General features: G+C 39.1%; 23 protein-coding genes. 5 read left to right on the top strand and 18 right to left on the bottom strand.

The window, feature by feature from the left end; translation table 11 throughout:
• Positions 1-58 precede the first annotated feature (58 nt).
• Both NQ560_RS04925 and NQ560_RS04920 read left to right on the top strand, forming a co-directional pair.
• Positions 59-1,231 carry a M20 metallopeptidase family protein gene (locus NQ560_RS04925; RefSeq protein ID WP_005335497.1) on the top strand — a complete coding sequence of 391 codons (1,173 nt, stop codon included), beginning with the start codon at positions 59-61 and terminating at the stop codon, positions 1,229-1,231.
• 4 nt (positions 1,232-1,235) lie between these two features.
• Positions 1,236-2,486, top strand: a complete 1,251-nt coding sequence (locus NQ560_RS04920) for an MFS transporter (RefSeq protein ID WP_005335490.1) — start codon at positions 1,236-1,238, stop codon at positions 2,484-2,486.
• An 82-nt stretch (positions 2,487-2,568) separates the two neighbouring features.
• Here NQ560_RS04920 and NQ560_RS04915 read toward each other — a convergent pair whose 3' ends face one another.
• Positions 2,569-2,877: a YerC/YecD family TrpR-related protein gene (locus tag NQ560_RS04915; protein WP_005335489.1), complete on the bottom strand. Its 309-nt coding sequence runs from the start codon at positions 2,875-2,877 to the stop codon at positions 2,569-2,571.
• Between the two features lie 200 nt (positions 2,878-3,077).
• Between NQ560_RS04915 and NQ560_RS04910 the strand changes: the two genes are divergently transcribed.
• Positions 3,078-3,722: a YkgJ family cysteine cluster protein gene (locus NQ560_RS04910; RefSeq protein WP_005335487.1), complete on the top strand. Its 645-nt coding sequence runs from the start codon at positions 3,078-3,080 to the stop codon at positions 3,720-3,722.
• A gap of 91 nt (positions 3,723-3,813) precedes the next feature.
• On the opposite strand, the gene NQ560_RS04905 is transcribed toward NQ560_RS04910, so the two are convergent.
• From NQ560_RS04905 to NQ560_RS04845, 13 genes are all read right to left on the bottom strand, one after another.
• On the bottom strand, positions 3,814-4,428 hold the full coding sequence (locus NQ560_RS04905) for an HD domain-containing protein (RefSeq protein ID WP_005335486.1): 615 nt from the start codon (positions 4,426-4,428) through the stop codon (positions 3,814-3,816).
• A 28-nt stretch (positions 4,429-4,456) separates the two neighbouring features.
• Entirely contained in the window at positions 4,457-5,911 is a 1,455-nt protein-coding gene (locus NQ560_RS04900) for a citrate/2-methylcitrate synthase (protein WP_005335484.1), read from the bottom strand.
• Positions 5,912-6,060: 149 nt separating this feature from the next.
• Positions 6,061-7,023, bottom strand: coding sequence for a C39 family peptidase (locus tag NQ560_RS04895; RefSeq protein ID WP_005335483.1), 963 nt, complete (start codon positions 7,021-7,023; stop codon positions 6,061-6,063).
• Positions 7,024-7,179: 156 nt separating this feature from the next.
• Complete coding sequence (locus NQ560_RS04890; RefSeq protein WP_005335481.1) at positions 7,180-8,997, bottom strand: ABC transporter ATP-binding protein; 1,818 nt, start codon at positions 8,995-8,997, stop codon at positions 7,180-7,182.
• A 1-nt stretch (position 8,998) separates the two neighbouring features.
• On the bottom strand, positions 8,999-11,230 hold the full coding sequence (locus tag NQ560_RS04885) for an ABC transporter ATP-binding protein (RefSeq protein ID WP_005335479.1): 2,232 nt from the start codon (positions 11,228-11,230) through the stop codon (positions 8,999-9,001).
• Positions 11,231-11,285: 55 nt separating this feature from the next.
• Positions 11,286-11,792: a MarR family winged helix-turn-helix transcriptional regulator gene (locus tag NQ560_RS04880; protein ID WP_005340748.1), complete on the bottom strand. Its 507-nt coding sequence runs from the start codon at positions 11,790-11,792 to the stop codon at positions 11,286-11,288.
• Positions 11,793-12,074: 282 nt separating this feature from the next.
• On the bottom strand, positions 12,075-12,521 hold the full coding sequence (gene dtd / locus NQ560_RS04875) for a D-aminoacyl-tRNA deacylase (RefSeq protein WP_005335476.1): 447 nt from the start codon (positions 12,519-12,521) through the stop codon (positions 12,075-12,077).
• A 36-nt stretch (positions 12,522-12,557) separates the two neighbouring features.
• A complete protein-coding gene (locus NQ560_RS04870) occupies positions 12,558-13,451 on the bottom strand; it encodes a DMT family transporter (protein ID WP_005335474.1) in 894 nt (297 codons plus the stop codon).
• A gap of 502 nt (positions 13,452-13,953) precedes the next feature.
• Complete coding sequence (locus tag NQ560_RS04865) at positions 13,954-14,598, bottom strand: lysoplasmalogenase (RefSeq protein WP_005335466.1); 645 nt, start codon at positions 14,596-14,598, stop codon at positions 13,954-13,956.
• On the bottom strand, positions 14,595-15,131 hold the full coding sequence (locus NQ560_RS04860) for a hypothetical protein (protein WP_005335465.1): 537 nt from the start codon (positions 15,129-15,131) through the stop codon (positions 14,595-14,597). Before NQ560_RS04860 ends, NQ560_RS04865 begins: the two co-directional genes overlap by 4 nt.
• A 196-nt stretch (positions 15,132-15,327) precedes the next feature.
• Entirely contained in the window at positions 15,328-17,220 is a 1,893-nt protein-coding gene (locus NQ560_RS04855; protein ID WP_040015653.1) for a fructose-bisphosphatase class III, read from the bottom strand.
• Between the two features lie 184 nt (positions 17,221-17,404).
• Positions 17,405-18,085, bottom strand: a complete 681-nt coding sequence (locus NQ560_RS04850) for a hypothetical protein (RefSeq protein ID WP_005335458.1) — start codon at positions 18,083-18,085, stop codon at positions 17,405-17,407.
• On the bottom strand, positions 18,085-18,441 hold the full coding sequence (locus NQ560_RS04845) for a MarR family winged helix-turn-helix transcriptional regulator (protein WP_233420486.1): 357 nt from the start codon (positions 18,439-18,441) through the stop codon (positions 18,085-18,087). Before NQ560_RS04845 ends, NQ560_RS04850 begins: the two co-directional genes overlap by 1 nt.
• A 321-nt stretch (positions 18,442-18,762) precedes the next feature.
• On the opposite strand from NQ560_RS04845, the gene NQ560_RS04840 reads away from it, so the two are divergent.
• Together NQ560_RS04840 and NQ560_RS04835 are read left to right on the top strand one after the other, a co-directional pair.
• On the top strand, positions 18,763-19,005 hold the full coding sequence (locus NQ560_RS04840; RefSeq protein WP_040015651.1) for a hypothetical protein: 243 nt from the start codon (positions 18,763-18,765) through the stop codon (positions 19,003-19,005).
• Positions 19,006-19,034: 29 nt separating this feature from the next.
• Entirely contained in the window at positions 19,035-19,499 is a 465-nt protein-coding gene (locus NQ560_RS04835) for a DUF2716 domain-containing protein (protein WP_005335454.1), read from the top strand.
• Positions 19,500-19,828: 329 nt separating this feature from the next.
• Here NQ560_RS04835 and NQ560_RS04830 read toward each other — a convergent pair whose 3' ends face one another.
• The 4 genes from NQ560_RS04830 to NQ560_RS04815 form a co-directional block, all read right to left on the bottom strand.
• A complete protein-coding gene (locus tag NQ560_RS04830) occupies positions 19,829-20,083 on the bottom strand; it encodes a UPF0175 family protein (RefSeq protein WP_005335453.1) in 255 nt (84 codons plus the stop codon).
• A gap of 76 nt (positions 20,084-20,159) precedes the next feature.
• Entirely contained in the window at positions 20,160-21,329 is a 1,170-nt protein-coding gene (locus tag NQ560_RS04825; RefSeq protein ID WP_005335452.1) for a winged helix-turn-helix transcriptional regulator, read from the bottom strand.
• Between the two features lie 251 nt (positions 21,330-21,580).
• The gene (locus NQ560_RS04820) at positions 21,581-22,153 is read right to left on the bottom strand and encodes a CDP-alcohol phosphatidyltransferase family protein (protein WP_005335451.1); all 573 of its coding nucleotides are present in this window, start codon (positions 22,151-22,153) and stop codon (positions 21,581-21,583) included.
• Complete coding sequence (locus NQ560_RS04815) at positions 22,143-23,207, bottom strand: FUSC family protein (protein ID WP_005335448.1); 1,065 nt, start codon at positions 23,205-23,207, stop codon at positions 22,143-22,145. The genes NQ560_RS04820 and NQ560_RS04815 overlap by 11 nt, the downstream gene beginning before the upstream one ends.
• Positions 23,208-23,210: the final 3 nt, after the last annotated feature.

The following is a 23,210-nucleotide window of genomic DNA, read 5'->3' as shown; positions in this document are numbered from 1 at the left end:
TTTTTCTATAATATAGACACGTCTTTATATTGTCTTTAATTTAAAAGGAGGAATTATAATGAATCAATTTTTGAAGCGTGCAAAAGAGCTTGAGTCTCAATTGCAGACAGACAGACGTTATCTTCATCAGCATGCAGAAGCTGGCGAGGATCTGCCAAACACAACCAGATACGTCATGGAGCGTCTCCGTGAAATCGGATTGAATCCAATCGAAATCTGTCCTTCCGGTGTGACTGCTCTGATTGAAGGCGCAAAGCCAGGAAAGGTTCTTCTGCTTCGTGCAGATATGGATGCTCTTCCAATGCCGGAGAACAACGATCTTCCATTTAAAACTGAAACTGATGCAGCTCACAACTGTGGACATGATTTTCACACAGCAATGCTGTTATGTGCAGCTCAGATGCTATATGAACACCGCAATGAATTGTGTGGAAGTGTAAAACTTATGTTCCAGCCGGCTGAGGAGACATTTGCAGGATCCAAAAAGCTGATTGCTGCCGGAATCCTGGAAAATCCAAAAGTTGATGCTGCTGTCGGCATGCATGTTATGCTGGATTCTTCCAAACCAGCCTTGAATTACGGACTTGGTTATATGACCTCTTCCTGTGACGGATTCAAGATTACCGTTCATGGAAATGGCTGTCATGGAGCAATGCCGGAACTTGGTATCGATCCAATTAATGTTGGTCTTCACATTTACAGTGCTTTTCAGAACCTGATCGCACGTGAGACACCATCTGCTGAGCGTGCAATCCTGACATTTGGCGCATTTAACGCAGGAGCAACACCGAATATTGTCCCAGGCGAGGCTGTTCTGATGGGAACTCTTCGTACTTACAACAAAGAGCTTCGCGAGAAACTAGTCAGCAGAATGCATGAAATCTGCGAGTATGAGGGAAAAGCTTTTGGAGCAACCGTTGACTATGAAGTACTTTCCGATGTTCCTTCTACATACTCCGATCCTGAGATGACAAAGGAATTAGCCGGTTATGCTTCTGAAATTGAACCGGGAATCATCGGAAAAACTAATTATATGGTAACACCTTCCGATGACTTTGCTTTTATTTCTGAGCATGTGCCAACAACTTACTTCATGATAGACGCAAAGGTAGACGGATGTCCGGTACAGCACCACAACCCAGGAGTCCTCTTCAATGAAGATGCTCTTCCGTACGGAGCTGCTGTACACGCAACCTGTGCATTCAACTGGTTAAACAAACAAGGAGAATAAGACTATGGAAAAGAAGAAAATACACTATGGCTGGTACATTGTAATTGGATGTCTTCTCATCACATGTACAATGGTACCTCCAATCATGGCACTTAGTAACAAATTCCTCATTCAGGTAACAGAAGAACTTGGTCTTTCAAGAAGCGGATTTACTCTTGCAAATACAATCCTTCAAGGACTGGGAATTTTTATTTCCCCTATGGTTTCTTCCAGACTTGCAAAAGGCGATATGCGTAAAATCCAATGCATCAGCATTATCGGATTCGCACTCTCTTACGCCTCTTACTCACTGGCTCAGAATGCAATTCACCTGTATATCTCCTCTGTATTCATTGGAGTATTCTGGTTAAATTCTGCACTGATCCCAGTAAGTATGATGATCACAAACTGGTTTGCTAAAAAACGTGGTCTTGCAATGAGTATTGCAATGGCTGGTATCGGAGTTGGCGGTACAATCTTCAGTCCGATTGTAACTATGTTACTTGAAAAATATGGCTGGAGACATACATACCAGATCATGGCTCTGATCGTACTTGTAATCGCTCTTCCAGCTGCTTTCTTCATCCTTCGTAAACGTCCTGAGGATATAGGACTGAAACCATACGGAAGTGACGAAGCCGATACAAAAACTGCTGATAAATCTTCTGATAAAAAAGAGTCCGATCTTTCTTTAGAAGTTCAGCAGTGCTGGCCAAAATTCTTCTTCTGGTTAATGCTGATCGGTATGCTTTGCAACGGTCTTATTAACTCCGGTTCTCTGGGACAATTTCCACCGGCAATTGAAGAGATGCACGGACCGGCAATTCAGGCTGCAATTATTTCCATCTACTCAATGGTTGGTATCTTTGGCAAGATCGTACTTGGATGGTTAAATGACCGTTTCGGTGTTGTTGTCAGTACTGTATGTGGATGTGTTGCATTCGCAGTATCTTTCATCTTCATGTTAATGGGAAGCAACGTAACAATGCTTTATATTATGGCAGTCCTCTTCGGACTTGGAGATGCCATAGGAACTGTAACTCCACCACTTGTAACAGCTGCTGTATTTGGTACAAAGAAATATGGACAGGCTTATGGTATTGCAAACAGCTTTACTCAGGTTGGTCTGACATGCGGTTCTCTTATGGTTGCTGCGATTTATGACGGAACAGGAGCATACACAAGTGCCTGGATTCTTCTGTTTATCCTGACTATCGTAACATTAGTTGGATGGATCGGATCTTACGCTCTTTCCAGAAAATATGTAGAAAAATAATTCTCACTTAAACAAAGGGACTGTTTCTTTTCCGAAACAGTCCCTGATATCATTCTCATTATTCTATCTGAATTTTTTCTTCTTATTTATTTTCTTCTTCACTTCCCATGCCAATTCGTTCGAATACCATATCATATCCATCATTGCCATAGTTTAATGAACGGTTCACACGGCTGATCGTTGCTGTAGAAGCTCCTGTCTTATCTGCAATCTCCAGATAAGTCTTGTGCTCTCTTAACATCTTTGCAACTTCAAATCTCTGAGACAACGATAACAGCTCATTGATCGTACAGATATCTTCAAAAAATGTATAACATTCTTCCTTATTCTCCAGACTTAAGATGGCGCTAAAAAGATAGTCAACCGCCTCCGTTCTGATCTTCTTGCTCATATATATTTACACTCCTTTGTTTTCATATCTCATCACTGTTACATTTTAACACAGTAAATTTTTAAAGTCCATACATTTCCTTTCGAAAGGTACAAAAACACTGTTTTTCCTTTACATTATCTCAATATTTTTATTATAATAAATCCAGGCAGCTTTAATTTCATGAATGCCTGTGATAATAAAATAACGAGGACTTAAATATGTTAAGAGATATTGATTTAAATGAAATTTCAGACGGTAGACTATATACTGCCAACGATATGGTAAAAACTGATTGTATGGGCTGTCAGGGGTGTGCTTCCTGCTGTCAGGGCATGGGAGATTCCATTGTTCTGGACCCGTATGATATGTATCGGTTATGCATGGGGCTTAAGACCACGCCTGCGGCTCTTCTTGCTTCTTCCCTGGAACTTGGTGTCGTAGACGGGCTAATCCTGCCTCACCTTAAAATGAATGGAAATACCGATTCCTGCATGTATTTGAATAAAGATAGCCGCTGCAGCATACATCCTTTCCGTCCGGGATTCTGCCGGCTTTTTCCACTGGGGCGTTACTATGAAAATAATTCTTTTTCATATTTTCTCCAGACTCACGAATGTCCAAAACCCGGCAAGGCAAAGATTAAAGTCCGTAAATGGATTGATGAGCCGGATTTTTCAAGGCACGAAAAATTCGTATCTGATTGGCACTACTATCTCAAACCGTTACAAAACTATGCTATGACATCCGAAGACAGTGAAAAGATAAAGGCACTCAGTATTCAGATACTTCAGACTTTTTATCTTCTCCCCTACATAGAAGATGTGGATTTTTATGAGCAGTTCTATCAGCGGCTTTCAAAATGATAAACAAGAATGCCATACAGACTATAAATATCCTGATTTCGGATATCTGTCAGTCTGTATGGCATTTATAATCGTTTATATTCTGATGTATCTACTTTGTATCATCTTTAATCTTACCGGTTTTTACATTTGGCTCAATAAAGTTTGTATATGCATAATCCCACAGTTTTTGTGAACCTTCTGCTGTATGTGCATTGCGTTCCAGTATCTGGCTTAACCGCACACCCTTGGCAATCCAGTCTTTTCCTTCTGTATAATCATTCAGCATCGCCGGCTGAACATTATCCATCACGTGGGCGAACTTAGCTTCCGGCGTTTGAGCCTCCTCGAATTCTTCCCAAAGTTCACGAAGCTTTTCCCCCTGATCTTCCGGCAGGATTCCGTAGATCCGGTCTGCTGCCTTTACTTCCCGTACTCTCTGAGTTTGCTTTCCTTCCTCATCATATGCATAAGTATCTCCGGCATCAATCTCTACAAGATCATGGATAAGAAGCATACTGATAACCCGAAGAACATCAATCTCCTCATTGGCATACTCACTTAAAAGCAACGTCATGATTGCCATATGCCATGCATGCTCCGCATCGTTTTCACGCCGCTTTGCATCTGATAAAAAAGTCTGTCTTGTAATAAACTTTTCCTTATCAATCTCCCGGATAAAATCAAACTGTCTGTCTATTCTGCTCTTTTCCTGCTTCTCTTCCATATTCCATGCTCCTGTATCTATATGTTTTTTATTTTTTTCCTTTTTCTTCTTTCTTACACTTTTCCGGCTCTTCTTCTACATCTTCATCTGTAATCTTCTCTGCGCTACGCTCTTCCATTGTCTCAAATTCTGTATGATGTCCCACATATTTGTAAGCCGGACGGATAATTTTGTTCGCATTTGTCAACTCTTCCAGTCGGTGTGCGCTCCATCCCGGCATTCTGGCAATTGCAAAGATTGGCGTAAAGAGTTCTTGTGGAATACCAAGCATAGAATACACAAATCCACTGTAAAAGTCTACATTTGCGCAGACATTTTTCTGAAGATTTCTCTGCTCTTTGATCATCTTACCTGCAAGACTCTCTACCAGCTCATAGAGAGCAAACTCTTTCATCCGTCCTTTTTCTTCTGCAAGAGCTTTGGCAAATCTCTTCAAGATTACCTCTCTTGGATCAGACAATGTATAAACCGCATGTCCCATACCATAGATCAGTCCGGAATGGTCAAATGCTTCTTTATTCAAAATCTTGTGTAAATAAGCACCCACTTCTTCTTCATTTCCCCAGTTTTTCACATGAGCTTTAATATCATCAAACATATTCTGAACTTTCAGATTCGCACCACCATGTCTAGGTCCTTTCAGAGAACCGATAGAAGCTGCTACTGAAGAGTAAGTATCTGTTCCTGAAGATGTTACTACATGCGTTGTAAACGTGGAATTGTTACCACCGCCATGCTCTGCGTGAAGTACAAGCGCAATATCCAGTACCTTTGCCTCAAGTTCTGTATATTCTCCCTTTGGTCTGAGCATCAGAAGGATATTCTCTGCCAATGACAATCCCTTCTCCGGGTTACGGATAAAGAGCATCTCATCTTTACGGAAATGTCTATATGAATGATAAGAATATACAGCAATAAGTGGCAGTTTTGCAATCAGTTCAAGTGCCTGACGAAGTACATTTTCCGGAGAAATATCGTCCGGATTCTCATCATAAGAATACAGTGTCAATACACAACGCTGCATCGCATTCATAATATTCTCATTAGAAGCTTTCATAACAACATCACGGACAAATCGTCCGGACAGCTCCTGTAATTCAAACATCACATCCAGGAAATGTTCCAGTTCTGTCTTATTTGGTAAATGTCCGAACATCAACAGATATACAGTTTCCTCAAATCCAAATTTTCTGTCTTTCAGACTGTCTACAATATCATTAACATTAATTCCCTGATAATAAAGACGTCCCTCTGCCGGAATATTACGTCCGTTGATCAGATTATATCCTGTTACATCTGAAACTTCAGTCAGTCCTGTCAGGACTCCTTTTCCAGCTGAATCACGCAGTCCACGCTTTACATCATATTCTACATAAAGATTGGGATTAATTCTATGATTATTACGAAGGGCTTTGCAAAGCTCCTTAAATTCTCCTTTTAAATCTTTATCTTCTTCTAATTTCATGACCTCATTATTACTCATTCCAGGGTCCCTCCTTGCGCCCTCCCGTATCTTTGGGATGTCTTTTTATATTGTGTTATTGTATACATTTAAACAATTGTAACCCATTTTCTAAAAAAATACAACCTCTACTTTTATTTAGAGGCTGTATTTTTATGAATTTTTATGAATTATTTTGAATATACCCAAACTGCTTTGATCTGAGAACTGATCTGGGAATAATTCCAGCTTTTCTTGGAATTTTCAAGGCTGAATGGATCACAAATCGTGACATTTCCATTATTATAAGATGTCAATATGATAAAATGTCCGATATCTGTAAAGTCTCCCGGACGCATACTGCAGATGACCGGGTGCCCTGCCTCCAGTTCTTTTGCGATCTCGCTCTCATTCCCATTACTCTCACGGCACGTCAGTCCCCAATGTTCCACGCCTGATGTCATAAATGCCCAGGTCGTATCATTATTCTCATCTACATAATGGTTCTGTGTTGCGTAATCAGCAACTACTGAAGGAGTCACTGTCTTATCTCCGGTAAGCCCTACGACCAGCATAGAAACACAAGTTGGACCGCAGCCGCTTACTGCAATAATACTCGTTCCGTATGGAGAATATCCCCATCTTTCATCCCATTGGAGAATCTCCGGAAACATACCGGAATAACCATCTTCTGCTTCCACAGTTGCAGCCGGTGCCTGATCTTTCTTCTTTCCATAATCTTCCACAAACTGTACCGTCTCCGGATTCTTATCCAGAAGTTCAATGACCTTCTCCGGGTATCCTGCCGTAACTGCTTCCTGTCTTACCCTTGCAATTCGCTCCTCTGCCGTCTCTGTCTTCTTAGTCGTATCTGATGTATCCTTATCATCTGTCTTCTCTTTCACAGCTTCACTGTTCGCCTGTACCCCATTCTCAACCGATGTCTTTGCTGCATCCGCTTTTCTGCCGGTCTGAGATGTCTTTGCCTGTATATCAGCCTTTCTTGCCATATTATCAGACTTTAATGCCCATGTTGCACAACCGATGATAACAACAACGACTGCCACTCCTATAAAGAATAACTGTCTGATAACTTGCTGACGTCTTTTCGTATATTTTTTTCGTTTTTTATATTCTGGTTTTTCTTCTAACATTTCTCTTTAGCTCCTTACGAATTTACATTATACTATAGAATCCGTCCTTCGCACAACCATAGAAATCTTATAAAATACTTAATTTAAATGATGCCAGGAAACTGCCCTTAATCTGACAGCCTTCCCGGCTCCACATTCATGTTTCAAAATTCCTTTTTAAGCAGTCTGTTCAAACTGTGAATTATACAGATCCGCATAGAATCCATTTTTCGCAAGTAGTTCTTCATGTCTGCCCATCTCCACGATATCTCCCTCTTTCATGACCAGAATCAGATCTGCGTCACGAATCGTAGACAGACGGTGCGCGATAATAAAGCTTGTGCGCCCTTTCATCAGGTTATCCATTGCTTTCTGAATACGCACCTCAGTACGTGTATCGACCGAACTTGTAGCCTCATCTAAGATCAAAATCTTCGGATCTGCAAGAATCGCTCTTGCAATCGTCAGAAGCTGTTTCTGTCCCTGGGATACGTTACTTGCCTCTTCATTCAGCTCCATACCATATCCACCCGGCAGAGTCTGGATAAACCGGTGTGCATAAGCTGCATCCGCTGCTTTCACCACATCTTCATGTGTAGCATCCAATTTGCCATAACGGATATTGTCTTCAATACTTCCTTTGAACAGCCATGTATCCTGAAGTACCATACCAAACATACGACGCAGTTCTCCTCTGTCAAACTCGCGGATATCATGTCCATCTACCTTGATGGAACCACCTGACACATCATAAAAACGCATCAGTAATTTTACCATCGTTGTCTTGCCGGCTCCGGTCGGTCCTACAATTGCAATTTTCTGTCCAGGTTCTACTTTTACACTGAAATCATGAATAATTGTATGCTCCGGATTGTAGCCAAAATGAACATGCTCAAATTCTACAGCTCCTTCTGGATTCTTTAATACAACCGGATTTTCTGGTGCTGCCTCTTCTTCCGGCTCTTCTAAGAACTCAAACACTCTCTCAGAAGCGGCTGCTGTAGACTGGAGCATATTTGCCACCTGTGCCACCTGCTGGATCGGCTGTGTAAAATTTCTCACATACTGGATAAATGACTGGATATCTCCGACTTCAATAGTCTTCTTAATTGCCAGATAACCACCAAGAATTACAACTGCAACATAGCCTAGGTTTCCAACGAACTGCATGATCGGCATCATCATTCCGGATAAGAACTGTGATTTCCATGCAGAACGATACAGTCTGTCATTATCTCTGTCAAATTCATCTATGACATCGTCTTCTTTATTAAATGCCTTTACAATATTATGTCCGCCATAGACCTCTTCTACCTGTCCATTAACATATCCAAGATACTCCTGCTGTTCCTTGAAATATCTCTGGGAACGCTTCACGATCATTCCGATCAGCCCCATGGAAAGTGGAAGGATTAAAATTGCGATCACTGTCATAAGCGGACTGATGCTGAGCATCATGACCAGTACTCCAATGATTGTCGCAACAGAAGTAATAACCTGTGTCGCACTTTGGTTCAGACTCTGACTTAAAGTATCCACATCATTTGTAATTCGTGAAAGAATCTCACCATGTGTCATCTTGTCAAAATATCCCATCGGAAGTCTGTCAATCTTTTCCGAAATCTCTTTTCTCATTCTGTAAGTCAGTTTCTGGGAAACTCCTGTCATAATGTATCCCTGGATAAATGAGAACAATGCACTGCACACATACAGGCACATCAGTCCGATAAGAATCTTTGCGATCTTATCAAAATCAATTCCACTTCCACCGGAAACTTTACTTATCAGTCCATGAAATAGTTCTGTTGTTGCTTTTCCAAGGATCTTCGGTCCTGCAATATTAAATATAGTACTTCCTATTGCAAATATCACTACAAGGAGAAGACCTATCTTATACTGTGTAAGATATCCCATAAGCTTCTTCATGGTACCTTTAAAATCTTTGGCTTTTTCGGTGCTCATACCGTGTCTGCCACCCATACGTCCTCTTGGCATATTAGTCTTCCTCCTTCATTGCTTCTTTTAATTCACTCTCCGACAACTGGGACGCTGCAATCTGATAGTAGGCATCACAAGTTTTCAGAAGCTCTTCATGCGTTCCTTTTCCAACGATCTTACCGTCATCCAAAACAATGATCTGCTCTGCATGAAGAATTGTACTGATTCTTTGGGCCACGATCAGAACGACACTGTCTGTTGTCTTTTCTTTTAATGCGCTTCTTAGAACTGTATCTGTCTTGTAATCCAGTGCAGAAAAGCTGTCATCAAAAATGTATACATCCGGGTGTTTTGCTATGGCTCTCGCGATGGAAAGTCTCTGCTTTTGTCCACCGGAAACATTGGCACCTCCCTGTGAGATTGGGCTCTTGTAGCGTTCCGGCTTCGTGTCGATAAATTCGACAGCCTGTGCAATCTGAGCCGCCTCTGTCATCTCCTGCTCACTTCCAGCCGGATTACCGAACATAATATTAGAAGCAATATTTCCTGAGAACAGCACTCCTTTCTGTGGAACATATCCCAGTTTATCACGAAGTTCATGCTGTGTCAGATCTCTTACATCCTGTCCGTCAATCGTAATCTTTCCTTCTGTCACATCATAGAATCGCGGAATCAGGTTGACCAGTGTAGATTTACCACATCCGGTACTTCCGATAAATGCTGTCGTTTCTCCCGGTTTTGCGGTAAATGTAATGTCATGCAGTACATCTTCTTCTGCTCCCGGATAGTGGAAAGATACATGTTCAAATGCAACTTCGCCTTTGCCGTTTTTAGGAAGTGTCTTTGGCTCCTTTGGATCATGGATTTTTGTCTCGCTCTTCAAGACTTCATCCACACGCTCTGCAGAAACTGCTGCTCTTGGAAGCATAACCGAAATCATACAGATCATAAGGAATGACATAATAATTTGCATTGCATACTGGATAAATGCCATCATATCTCCGACCTGCATTGCTCCGTCATTAATACTGTGTCCACCGACCCACACAATCAGAACGGTAATCCCATTCATCACAAGCATCATAGTCGGCATCATAAATGTCATGGCACGGTTGACAAATAAGTTCAGTTTTGTCAGATCTTTATTTGCCTTGTCAAAACGTTCTTCCTCATGTTTCTCTGTATGGAACGCACGGATAACCGGAAGTCCGGTCAGAATCTCTCGGCTGACCAGATTCAGTTTATCTACCATGTTCTGTACGATTTTGAATTTCGGCATAACTACAATGAAAAGCACTGCCACAACCATAACAATAAGCAGCACTGCCAGGCCTATGATCCAGAACATATCCACATTTGTCTTAGATACTTTCAAAATTCCTCCGATTGCCATAACCGGCGCATACAGCACAATACGAAGAATCATGACTGTCAGAAACTGAATCTGCTGAATATCATTGGTACTTCTTGTAATTAATGATGCGGTCGAGAATTTATCAAACTCTGCGTTAGAAAATCCAATGACTTTGCGGAAGGTATCACGTCTGAGTCCACGTCCGACCTTAGCTCCAACTCTTGATGCCATAAGACAGGCAAGAATACTTGCTGCCATGCCAAGTGCTGCAAGTCCCAGCATCTTTGCACCTGTTTTTAAAATATACACCGTACTCATATGTCCGGTATCCAGACCAATCTGTTCGTACGTGGATTTCACATAAGAAATTGCTGCCTGATCCAGAATCGAATCCGGCATCTTATCCATCTGCTCCGTAATCTTATCAACAATTGCTGCTCTCTGCGTATCATCCATCATGCCAAATATGTCAAACACGGACATCTTCTCGATTCCCGGCACCTGGCTCATCTGCTCTTTTAACTGCCCTTCCATCGGCTTTGTTGTATCACTGCCATTCTCAAATCCGTCAGTCAGCATCATCGGAAGTTTCATCTCTTCTGTAAGTGCATCAAGCTTTTCATTATCTGATTTCACTGAATCTTTCAGTGTCAGCACTTCTCCATCGTAATCAAAGCTTTCACTACTTTTTTCATATGCATCCTGAATATCCTGCCTGTCGTCCTCCGACACAAACAATAGCAGCCGGTTCATTTCTTCTTCAGAAATATTCTCCGGAATTTCCTCATCGATACCGCTCTGCTGAATTCCTACATTTACAATATTTGAAGTATAGGTCGGCAGAGACAAATCACAGTAAGCCTGCACGACAAGGACACATAATATCAGAAGTACCCGTGGTGCATATGGCTTTAAAAACTGAAATAATTTTCTCATAAGCTGTCTTATCCTTTCTCGTTATTACTATAATAAATGAATTTTTTCTTTTCTATTAAATCGATTTTTCCGGCATTTTCGGCGGTCTGGTCTTCTCCATGATCTCACACATATCCATTCCTTGAAACTCTTTGTACCTGAGCACATTTTCTCTCATTTTTAAAAGCGTCTCCTTCATTTCCTGCCGTTCTTCTGCAGAAATACCTTCATACAGCCTTTTCTCCAGATTTCGCATCATATGCTGAAGTCCATTCAGACACTCAATTCCCTGATCAGATATTCGAATCCTCGTAATCCGCTGGTCTTTCTCATCCTGCTCCCGCAGAACATATCCTTGTTTTTCCATTTTTTTCAGCGCCGCTGTCATAGACGGTGGCGTCACTCCCATGCGCTTAGCAAGCTCTTTTTGGGATAATCCGCCTTCACTTCGCAACACAACCAATATTCCTGCCTGATTTGGTTTTAATCCGCAGGATTCCATCTCTTTCAAAGTCTGGTATTTAGCAAGATGCGCCACCTGCTGAATCAACATAAATCCAGATTCCATCCATTTATCATTCACAGTTTTCTCACCTCCCAATTCAAAGTTCTTTTTATTTGTTTTGAACTTTTTTGTAAAATCAATTCATCTTTAATAATTAGACGGCTAATTATTAAATGCCTAACGGTTAGAATAATCACTTTGAATGTAAATGTCAATAGGATTTATTATTTTTTTATAATTATCCATGATGGGATCATATCCAGGATTCATCTCCCAGCTGATATATTAACAGGACCGGAACACAATACATAATTACAAATGTACTGCATCCCGGCCCTGTTGACATTCAAGAATTAAATCTTATAAAGTTTCAGAATCTAACACGATTGTAAATGGTCCGTCATTAACAAGACTGACTTTCATATCCGCTCCGAATCTTCCTCTTTCTACAACCTCTACCTGTTCCTTGCATTTTTCAATAATGTATTCATACATTTCCGAGGCCATATCCGGTGCTCCGGCTTCGATGAAGCTTGGCCGGTTTCCTCTCTTGCAGTTTGCATATAATGTAAACTGAGAGATGAGAAGAAGTTCTCCTCCTACTGCATCCAGTGACAGATTGGTTTTTCCCTGTTCATCTTCAAAAATACGAAGTCCTAACATTTTCTTTACCATCTTGTCAGCCACTTCTTTTGTATCATCATTGCTGACTCCGATTAAAACCATAAATCCTTTCCCGATTTTTCCAAGGCTCTCTCCATCTACCTTTACTTCACTTTCTAACACTCTCTGAATTACGAATCTCATTTTCTCTCTCCTGTCTTTTGTATTTACATAATCCTTTTATGCCTGCCCATTTTTTAATTTTTCTCTCTTGTCCGGAAGCTGTGCAAGTATAATTGCCACAAACATCAACACACAGCCTATTCCTTCTCTCGCTGACAGTGTTTCTCCTAATATTATCCAGCCGGAAAGTACAGAAAAACAAGATTCCATACTTAAAAGCAGTGATGCAATCGCCGGATTCGCATGCTTCTGTCCGAGGATTTGTAATGTATATGCCACCCCACAGGACATGACTCCCGCATATAAAATCGGCATCCGGGCATCTAATATATTTCCAATTTGCGGCGTTTCTGTCAGGAACATAAACGGCAGTGATGCAATTCCACACACAAAGAACTGGATACATGACATTTTCACACCATCTACTTTTGGTGAATAATAATCAATCACCAGAATATGTACTGCAAAAACCAATGCACAGGCAAAAATCATAATGTCGCCCTTGCCAATTGAAAATCCTTCTTTAATACATAAGAAATACAGCCCTATCAGTGCCAGAAATACTGACATCCACACTTTCCAACCTGCTGCTTTCTTTAAAAATATCCCAAGAACCGGAACAAACACAATATAAAATGCGGTAATAAATCCCGCCTTTCCTGCTGTTGTGTACTGAATCCCCATCTGTTGGAGGCTGCTTGCTGCAAATAAAAGCAGACCACAGGCAATTCCTCCCTGAATCAGATCTTTTCTTGTTCCGTCCACTTCCGGCTTCCCATTCATCTTTTCCAACAACCAGATACACGGCAAAAGCGTCACTCCTCCAATAAAGCTTCGCACTCCGTTAAATGTAAATGGTCCAAGAAAGTCCATTCCTACGCTTTGTGCAACAAATGCGGTTCCCCAAATCAGAGAAGTCAGTAACAACATAACTGCATTCTTTGGTTTCATCTCTCTTCCTCCTTGCGCAATTCAAATTATTATAGCATATTTTCTATAAATATTGCATAAATTCTTCTATTGACCTTTTCGTATTTTATTTATCTCTTCAATAATAACCTCGACATTCTTGTTTCAATGTCTTATTCCCATTAATGAAATCTATTTTTTCAATCTGAATTTCACTATTATCTGACATTGCGATTTTATTTTTATCATTTTCAATTTTTATATTGACATTTTCATTATTAAGTGATATATTATAGTCAAACAAAAGAAGAAATTAAAAATAAAAAAACTAGAAATCCGAAAGGAGGATAAACCACCAGGAACATAAAAGAAACACCCCATAATAAAAAGAAAGGACAGGTTATCAACCGAAAGGTATAGTCCAATGTACTCAGAAGAGAGAAATTAAGAGCGCTTCATCAAAACAAAAAAATTGATGAAGCGCTCTTAATAATTTATATCATCCTAATTATTCAAAAATTCTCCAACATTGTTACTGCAAGGATTAGCGCATATAGACTGACATCCCCATCATATAAACTGCACCATAATACAATATGAGTAACACAGCACCCATCAGAAGACTCTGCTTTTTCTCAATAGTTCTTACTGCAATCAGGCTATCTGATATAAGAAATGCACAGGCGCCTGCTGCCAGAAAATATCTGCTTCTTCCTGGTACAATAACCGCTGCACTAACTGCCATAGATACCATAGAACTTAAGACCGCTGCATAGAGAAGTACAGGAATCTTTAATTTCCCAAGTTTCGGCAATCCTTTATGAAAAATCATAAGAAACACGCCGTATATTCCAAGTATTCCCAGAATACTGCCAATTTGAATCCCTTCTATCCTGTAAATTCCTGCAATAAAACAAAAATGTGCAATACCAAATGTAACGACTCCCCATAAAAATTCCAATTCTAAAAGCACATCTGCAAGCACGCAGAACAAAAGACCGACAAATATCATCCAGTCTGAAAATCCCTGTTTTCCCGCTGCCAGACCGCTTCCACAATTCCAGACCGCCATACAGGTTGCTGACGCTTTAAATACTAAAGAACCCTTCGGGTAGCGATCCCGAAGGGCACCATATAAAGTTCCAAATACTATCATAAGTAGCAGCGTTGCTGCTATCTGATGTATCATGCGTTTGCCTGCCCGTCGTTTAGTCCGAGCATCTTTTCAAATTCCTTCTTCAGAAAATCACAGGTCGGTTTGTTCCACTGTGTCCCTTCCAGTCCATTTTCTGATTTTATGATCTGCAAAGCCAGAAGCAATGCATCTACTGCTTCTTCATGCTCCAGATTATGCAGATTTGACACAACATATTCTTTTGCCTGACGCGGCGATATCCCTGCTTTTTTTGCAAGTGCCCGGCAAAAAGTCTCGAACCCAATTTCTGTCTCTCCACTCATCCAGATCATATCATCGAACTGTTCATATTTTTTTACATATTCATTTATAATCTCTTTGGCTTCCTCATCCAGATCATATCCGTATCTCTCAGCTATCTCTTCCAATTCTTTCCAATAAGAAACATCTACAGCCGAATAATTCATGCTGATTCTAAGACAGCCTCCGGTCTTATGGATCTCAGTCTGAAAATCCTCTTCCCAAGTCGGACATACCAGCATCTTAACGCCGTTCACAATACCGCCCTGTATAATCTTTTCTTTCATTACTCCACTCCGCCTCCATTCTCAAATCTTCATGGGACTCTGCTGTTATATTTCACCGTTCTGGCGAATTCAAGAATGCCTCTACATTCTGTTTCTTATTCTATCTCACGCCAACTACTTTTGTCAAATCATGACTTACAATAAGATACTGTCCTCTATATTTTTAATCTATATTTCCAATCTGTGTTTCAACTCTCTATACATCAAAATCTCCACTTCGGTAAGCACGCAGTAACATCTTTAATCCTTCAATATCCTCTTTGATTTTCGCACCAATATCTGTATTGCGCACCATCAATCGTTCACTCTCTGTCTCCACCAGTTCTGATTTGGATTCGATATCCTTATTCTCTGTCAAAGCCGCATAGACACTCTGAAATGGCTGATGTGATTTGATTCGGATTCCATGCGAGTTAAATATTAACGTATATCCTGCTATTCCAGTCGTCTTATGATAACTCTTACAGAAGCCTCCATCAATGACAAGCAGTTTCCCATTGGCCCGTACCGGATGTTCTCCCTTTGATGTTCTGACTGGCGTATGTCCATTGATAATATGAGAGCTCTCGGAATACAATCCAAATTCATGAAGAATCATATTGCAGACTTTCTCCTCATGATAGAATTTATAATATGGATTTGATTGTTCAAACCACGTATTTTCATCCAGTACATAAGTCCGCTCAAATGTCTTAATATTTCTTCCGGAAAGAGGGGATTTTCTTCCACACCAGAGATACCACATAAAATCACGGTCTTTTTGTCTGGCATCTTTTGACCACGCCCGTCTGGCAATTCTCTCCGCGTAATCCAGATACTCTCTTCCATGATATCTCTTCTTGCCAAATGCAACGCCTTCCAGATTACCACTTTCATCTAATGGCACACAGCCATGATAGAGCAGATTCCCATTAAAAATGCGATACATACTTCCCTTCTGATACAGAAAATCAATATGCTGTCTGAGACGTATGCTGTTCACAAATGCCATACGAAGCCCTTCCATCACCTGTTCTTCTTCCTCAGACAACTGATAAACATCTTCTATATCGCCCGAATCAAAATTCACTGTCGGAAATGCCTCTTCTTTAATTGCATGTTCAGTTCCATCAATTTCTACTGTCTGCTTTTCCACATTTACTTTGTGAAGAAGCAACTTGTCTGTCATATTGTAATCCGGATTCCTTAAGATTACCTGTCCCTCCAACTTAAAAAGCATGACAGAAATCGCTTTTAATGCAGCTTTCATTGGTTCCTCGCTCGGATATATCTTTTCTGCAAAAAGAGCCAGATTCCGCAAACTGATTCCATAACTATTCTCAAGAATCTTCGTATTATTATATTTCAGGTTATTTCGGACAACCGTTGCAATGCATGCCTTGCTTCCCGCTGCCGCTCCCATCCAGAGAATATCATGGTTCCCCCACTCAATATCCAGGGAGTGATATTGCATCAGAAGATCCATGATCCGGTCTGCACATGCACCACGATCAAATATATCTCCCACAATATGTAAATGATCCACTGCAAGACGTTTGATCAGTCCTGCCAGCACTTCAATAAATTCATCTGCATTGTCAAGTTCCAGAAGCGTATCTAGAATATTTCTGTGATAAACTACCTGATTATCATCTTCATCTTTCTGTACATGAATCAGCTCATCTAAAATATATGCATACTCTTTCGGCATTGCCTTACGAACTTTAGAACGTGTATATTTTGAAGAAAGAAGCCGCGCGATATCAATCAGTTTTCCAAGTGTTGCACGATACCACTCCTCATTATTCTTTCCTTCTTTCCGCACAAGTTCCAGCTTCTCCACCGGATAATAGATCAATGTACAGATTTCCTCGCGGTCAAAATCAGAAAGTGTCTCACCGAACAGCAGGTCTACTTTTTCCCGGATAACACCGGAACAGTTATTTAAAATATGGCAGAACGCTTCATATTCGCCATGAAGATCGCTCATAAAATGTTCTGTTCCTTTTGGCAGACTTAATATTGCCGTCAGGTTGATAATTTCCCTGCTGACAGCCTGTTCTGTCGGATATTTCTCCGCTAATAATTCCAGATATCTCTCGTCATTCATAAAATTGTTGTCCTTCCATATTATCTCAATTATTGCTTTCCCACTTCTGTTACAAGTATACATTTTTTTCCACACCAGTGCAACTATACTCCCAAAAAGAGAGTCGGTTTCCCGGCTCTCCTAAATCCACAATCAAGTAACTTGCTCCCACCTGTAGAGGAAGAGGCATTCTTGCTATATTTTGTTAAAATAAAAGCTGAAGTCCCATTGCAATAATCCACATATATGCACAAGTCTTTGGAATCATTAATAATCCAACCTTTGGTTTTGTTTTACTAAATAAAGTTACCGGAAGATAACAGCCAAAAGAAATAATGATAGCTGCAACCATTCTTGTCATATGATATCCATAAGTATTTCCCGATATGATATACAGGATAATTACTCCTACGCCAGTCACTGCAAAGACTGCATTTCTAATAATAGATAATTTCATATTACCTTCATCCGTACACCAGTTATTCTGTGGAAATATGCATATCACAATTCTGACGATTGCCGATATCCATATGATAGCTTCAATGATGACTGGCATTTTTAATTCTGGGAATGTTAATTTCCAGATATACATCAACATAATATAAAATACTGTCATTGTGATAGACGATACCTGCAATCCAATCCCTAACTGTCTCTTTATTTTATCATTACTTCCATGTACTGCCCGGATAATTCTTGGTACCAGATGAAAAGCATCTCCTCCGCAAAGTGTCAATGTCAATATTCCATAAAGAATAAACAACACATTTCCCTTTGAAAATATAAAAAATAAAATTGCTGCAACCAGATCAAAAAGCAAATACGCTGCATCAAATATCGCTTCCATCACATCTGGCATCTGTGGTTTGTAACTGTTCTCTTTCATTATAAATCCCGCTCCTTATGCTCCCTTAAACATTTTTCTGCATTATTACAGATTTTATCAAATACCTTCATACACATATGCTTTTCTTCTTCTGTCATTCCACTTAAAACATTTTTCGCAAACTCTTTTTGTGCATTTAATCCTGCTTCCACAATTAGCTCTGCCTTATCCAGCAAAAAAATCTCAATATGCTTTTTATTCTCTTTACTTTGTTTCCTTTCAACAAGCCCTTTGTTTTCCAAGGTTTTCAACGAAGTGGACACATGAGATTTTGTTGATTTTCTAATCTTTACGATTTCTGCTGCAGTATTATTCTGCGGATTATTATGCAAGAACATAAGTATGTCATATTCCATCTGTGTTAACTCATACCGATCACATACCGCGCCTGAAAGCAACTCATAATAACTTATTATTGTTTTATGCTTATCCCAAAAATACATTTTCTCCTCCATATCGTTCTTTTTAGAACGATTATAGAGTGGTATTTATTATTTGTCAACTATTTTTATAAAGTTAGAAAAACCTAAAATGATTTAGATTTTCAAATGACTTGAATATCGTTTCATGATACAATGGTTACAGAAAATGGAATTGTATTAAAAAGAGGGTACATAGATGGATTTTGTCGACAAAGCTTTATCAGAGATTTGCAAATAAAGGAAGAATACGATACGATGAAAAATAACATCAAAAGAAAAGATAATATTAAATCTGTAACATTAGTAATAGATGCCTATGACGATAGGAAATTGGAAATCCCACTTGAGGTGTGGCAAGTTGACATTATCTGCAGAATGCTTGGTCTAAGCGTAGATACAACTAACTTAGACACTTATAGTATGCGAAGTAAAGAACAAGTAGATTCGGATATGAAAATATATTATCATACCTTAAGAAATATACATAATAAAGAATAGAATACTATAACCGTAGGGGGAATGTACTATTGAAAATTATTCCACAAAATACAGAAAATCTCTTATGGAACAAATTATATAATGAATATAAATTCACCCCCAAGATACACGGACAATTTGAATGGATAAAAATTCCTAATGAGAATAAGACATATCACAAAGACACTCCTTGGACAGATGAACAGGAATATCTAATTAATTCTTTTTTGGAAGAGTTGGTAAGCAATGAAGTGTATGCCTTTGATTGGCAACATGACTGTTTTTTATTTTCTCCAAAAGAATATATCCCTTTTAATTATGAATATTATGACACTAACAGAAAATGTAACGTGTATTTTCCTACCTACTATCCGAATGGTGATTATCATTTATTTTTTGACCCCGACTGGAACTATGGAATATTTGGGAATCCTTGGAAAAAAGAAATTATTATAATGGGGAAAATTTTAATAGAAAAATTTGAAAGCAATAAAACGAATTTAAATATTAATTGATTTTTCATTTTAAGAACGATTCCTGTTTGACTACATTGGAATTACCCGGAAAATGAAAAAGCCAGAAGCCTTGAAAATCAAGGTTTCTGACTCTTCAGTCAACAGGGGATGAGAGAATCGAACTCTTTCCCCAGGGTGCTGTAACCCCTGATTTATGGGGCTATACGGCATTCGTTTACTGATTACTACTGATTACTATTTTTTATACCCAAACAACCATGGAAAGGAGGCAGCTTTCCAGATCTCTCTATAAATCCTCAAGATACGAAGTACCAAAATATCTAATCTGCCTGCACAGAATAATCAACGGTGTTGAATTCCCAATTACTTTACGCATTATTCAACTCCTCCAAGAATTCTTTTTCATTATCAAACCGAAAGATCGATATATGATTTCGACCTAAATATTTGATAAATTCTTCTTCTGTCATTCCTGCTATCTGAGAACAATAACCTATGTTGACGCCACTTTGAGTATAATATCTAAGAGCCACCGCTTGTCTTGCAAACTGATTCACCTGCTCATGGCTCATTTTTGTATCATAAAGAACTTCATCCGGTATACTTAATACTATCTGACACATAAATCAGCCCTCCTGCTCTATAAAATTTTCTCTTTTAGTTTATCACAGTTTTTTAACAACTAGCAAAAGCTATATTTTATTTTATAATCCATCTGCCAAAACGTTTACCGCCCTCTCTAACAAGAATTCCTTTCTTCTGTAGTTTAGGTAAAATTCTTTTTACTGTTCCTAATGAAATACCTGTCCTTTGTTGAATTTCTTTTTGTGTGATAGATGGATTTTCTTTTATCAGTTGAACAATCTCCAACTCCTCTTTTGTTTCAAAGTCGCAATCCAAAGTCTCAATTTTATTTTTTGTTCTTTTTAAGTCGCTCTCTAAAGTTGCAATTTTATCATCCAAAGTTTCACTCACCGATTTATTATTAACTCCAAAGTCAAAAGAATACTCCTCATCCAATGGCACAATAATCCGGAACACATCTCCTTCAACAAATTCCGGCTCTTTACCTGAATAGAATTTGCAATACTTAAATAGTTTACGTACCCCAGATCCAAGCTGATCAGCATAACCGATATTTCTAAAAAATGCTGCTATAATCGGATTCTTTGGATTGGGTTCCAGATTATCTACTGTTATAAAACCTTCCTTGGTTGCACGGTTTGCATTTTCCACATACATTCGATCTTTTTCAATCACGAATTTTGCCGTATAGCTGCTTGTAAATTCCCGATGCATCAAGGTATTGCTTACCATTTCTCTTACAATCGTGTTTCTAAGGCTCTTATTTACAGCTCCTTCCAAAAAGAACTTATCCGGCAAATTCTTTCTTCCGAAATCCAGAAGCTGACTATAACTTTCGATTAGATTTGTCTTAATAATTTCCCGATCGTCATAACGATCTACATTGACTTTCCTTACAAGTGCATCTGTCACATAAGTCGGTGCAACATTTAAAATCACATCATCTTTTCCAAGAAGCATAAGTGCTGCAAGATTGAATCCCTCTTCTCCTGTAACAACATCTCTGCCATACAGTCCTGCACTTTTCAATAGTTCCTGATCATCCATTGCTGTCCATGGATGTTGCCCACCCGCATGATTCTGGGCCATAACCCTGATTTTAGGTAACAAATCTAATCTCAAGTCTTCCATTTTGGCATAAGGAAATATCTTCTTCTCCGTGAAAATATTCTGTTTACGTATATACATCTGAGCAATCGCACTTGTTGATGTCACTTTTACATCAGCATCATCTACACGATCATAAATTATTTTCTTAAACCTAAAATGATTTGAACTCATCATACACCTGCTTTCTACGCATTAGTGCACCTAAAAAATACAGCATTTCTTAACTGAACAGTATTTTCAATGCATGAACGCATATGATATACTGTTTTCATCATAAAAAACCTTATCTAAATGACATTGAATGATTTATTTTCTATCTAAAATTTTATTAAACCGACTAAAGACTCCATAGTTTGTGTGTTTGACTTACTGTTTATATCTATCTTCTCCTAAATATTTTTCTAGTCATTGCAATATAAAATTGCTTATACAGTCTCTCCCTTAAGAGTCCTGGTATTCTGGATAATATACAGAGCGACCGATATGACCATCATTATAGCGCACAAACCAATCAACAGATCTGATACCATCGGTGTAATGTGGAACCATATAATATGCACCGCTGCAGTTCCATATAATAAAAAGGTTACTATCTTTCCATGCCAGTCTGCACCATGTACTTTTCCTGTCTTTCGTATCACAAGACATCCACTGACTACCATATACAGCTCCTTACCTGCCATTATTACGATTAAAAGAAGCACATGCGGAAAACGAGTAAACAGACAGATTAACATCGCTGCCTGTGTCAGCTTATCAGCCACCGGATCAAGTATTTTTCCTAAATTACTAATCCTATGGAATCTTCTTGCGATATATCCATCAGCAAGATCCGTAAGACCAGACAGCAATAAGATTTCACCAGCTAACAGAGGATTTTTCTTTACACAATAACTCCATATAATTACCGGAATCAGACAAAGCCGAAAAAAAGAAAGAAGATTAGGAACCGTAATAATTCTATTCAAATTTTCTTCCTGATTCACTTCACTCTGCATGTACGGTCACCTCACTTTCCTTTTTTTTAGACATAAACCAATAAAATATAACACAAAATGCTAAAGCAAACACAACACCAAAAACATTTTGAATCACTCTAAGACTAACCGCTCCTTGTAGTCCATAAGTCTCTGCAGCAATGGCTAAAGCACCAAATGTGTTAAATACTGCCTGCCAGCCATATTGTGCTGAAAATCCTACACCGATTCCACCAAGAATTCCTATATATGCATAGATTGACGAAGGAAGCAGAAAATATAATACTGTAAAACATATAACACCTGCAATATTTCCGACAATCCTTTTACGGACTCTGTAGTGCATATCTTCCATAAACGGCAAAATCGTGGACATGGCCGCAATACCAGCCCACATTGCACGTGGCATATTACAAAGTTCTGCAATGCAAAGGACAATCGGTACGCATAAAATCTGACATATCTGCCATTTTGTTCTGGAAGAAGTGATATCAAATTCTTGTATCAGATCTTTCAGATTTCTTTTATAAGTTCTGTTTTTATGATTTCGATAAAATACGAAGCAGGTAAGTGCTGCACCTAAAGCCATTCCGACTAATCGCATCTGATAGCTTTTTCCCGTAACATCATAACCATATAGCAGCAGATACCCAAGAACCAATGTAGATTGATTAAACATGAATGGATTATGGCATCCGAACAGAATCAACACAGCCAATGCCGCAATATTTAACAGCATTCCCAATACCGGTGAAAACTGATTTGCTAAATGCGGACATACAGTCATAATTACAAAGAACAAAGCCAAAAGTATCGTAGATTGTCCGGTGTGGATCCCCAGATCCGCATTTCTAAACACCATGAGACATAATAAGACTACTACACCTACAATGCTGTTCTCATTTCCAAATAGGATGCTGAAAATACTAACAAAGAAAAAACAAAATGCCATTGTAACAGCTATCTTCACCAGATATACCCACATATGATATAATTTTTCTTTTAGTGTTTCACTCTTTTTCAACAGGTTTTTAGAACCTGTCTGATTTAACTGCAACTCCTGATAAAATGTCATATA

Origin of the sequence: Dorea formicigenerans (genome assembly GCF_025150245.1) — a bacterium.
In the GTDB taxonomy this organism is placed as follows: domain Bacteria; phylum Bacillota; class Clostridia; order Lachnospirales; family Lachnospiraceae; genus Dorea; species Dorea formicigenerans.
The sequence above is the reverse complement of the archived record's forward strand: the minus strand, read 5'-3'. Positions and strand labels throughout refer to the sequence as shown.